Consider the following 1,672-nt stretch of genomic DNA (forward strand, 5'->3'; position numbering starts at 1 on the left):
CCCGTCACCAGAATCCGCCTCGACATCTCGTACGACGGGACCGATTTCTCCGGGTGGGCCCGCCAACCCGGCATCCGTACCGTCTGCGGTGTACTCGAAGAAGCGTTTTCGCTCGTGCTTCGGCAACCGATCGTCCTGACGGTCGCCGGACGTACCGACGCCGGTGTGCACGCCCGCGGTCAGGTTGCACACTTCGACGTGCGAGGCGGCGTCGACGAGCCCCAGAGGCTCGTTCGTCGGATGGCGCGATTTCTTCCCACCGACGTCCGCGTAACGGCGATCGCTCCGGTGACCGAGCACTTCGACGCCCGATTCTCGGCGTTGCGACGGCACTACGAGTACCGGTTCGGTACCGCGGCGTACGGCGTCGATCCGCTCGAGGTGCGCGGAGTCGTCTCCTGGGCTCGCCGAATCGACCTGGACGCGATGCGAGAGGCATCGTCACTGTTGCTGGGGCTGCACGATTTCGCCGCATTCTGCAAGAGGCGGGAGGGCGCGACAACGGTCCGAGAACTTCAGCGCTTCGACTGGGAACGTGAAGGTGACCACCTCATCGCATACGTCAGCGCCGATGCGTTCTGTTGGTCCATGGTCCGCAGTCTCGTCGGTGCGATGCAGGCGGTGGGAGAACGACGCCGGACGCCCGAGTGGGCCGCAGGTTTGCTCGACACACGCTCGCGGTCCAGCTCGATCACCGTAGCCCCGGCCCACGGTCTCTCGCTGGTGGCCGTCGACTACCCGGACACCGAGGAACTGGCAGCCCGCAACATCGCGACTCGCGAGACGCGACCCGGCATCGCGTTGCCCGGCACCTGCTGCTGACCTACCTCACGCAGGGTGGGTCGCTGTAGTCGGTAGCGTGCCGAGGGGAGCGGAGGCTCGTCTCGTATTGGTTGGATCCGGACCTGGTCCAGGGTTGGTCAGGCCCACGCCAGGAATGTCCCGGGGTGCCGGCCTGATGTCGGGAAGCTCCTGCCAAGTCCCCAATAGCGACTGCATTTCGAGCCCGATTTCGATTACTTTTCGGTCGTTCCAAGGCAGACCGCCGATTTGGACGCCGAAGGGCAACCCCGTCTCCGCTGACCTGCCTACGGGTATCGTCGCAACCGGGGATCCCGTGTAGTTTGCCCAACGCACGTCAGCAATCGGGTTGTCGAGAACTCCCAGTTCGGCCGCTGCATCTCTGTCTATCCCGTCCGTTACGGCACCCGGAATCAAGATGGCGTCGAGCGAGTTGTCCGCGAACATGCGGTTGAAGTCGCGTTGATACCGCAAGCGGTCGTGCTCGAAACTGATGTAATCGGCAACCGGCGTTACCAACGCAGCGGACCCGAAGCCCACGGCGATTGCGCTGGAGGTGCGGTATTTGTCGAGGCGGTCGACGAATTGTTGATGATACGCGCCCATCTCGCATCGGTCACCCATCAAGAGACTGGACGGCAGGGTGGGCATCACGTCCGTGACTACCTCGACGCCCAATGACTTCGCCGTGTCGATCGCTGTAGTCATCAAACTGCCGATAGAGGTGGGTAAGTTGTCGAACGCATCGGAGGGGACACCTACGCGCATATCGGCGAGTGCGCGAGGTCTTCCTGACGGAGCCAACGGAAACTTCACATCGGGGGAGGCCCGTGTCGTGGGGTCGGCTTCATCCACACCGGACATATAAGTG

General features: G+C 63.5%; 2 protein-coding genes. One reads left to right on the forward strand and one right to left on the reverse strand.

The genetic code is table 11. From position 1 onward, the window contains the following. Positions 1 to 822: tRNA pseudouridine(38-40) synthase TruA (gene truA / locus WBQ44_RS12655; protein WP_495567035.1), on the forward strand; the 822-nt coding region annotated here is incomplete at its 5' end. Between the two features lie 6 nt (positions 823 to 828). Here the strand turns inward: truA and WBQ44_RS12660 are convergent. After that, positions 829 to 1,672 (reverse strand): amidase family protein (locus tag WBQ44_RS12660; RefSeq protein WP_495567036.1); only part of this gene is annotated, 844 nt, incomplete at its 5' end.

It is taken from the genome of Rhodococcus sp. (in: high G+C Gram-positive bacteria) (assembly GCF_049591685.1).
Lineage (GTDB): Bacteria > Actinomycetota > Actinomycetes > Mycobacteriales > Mycobacteriaceae > Rhodococcoides.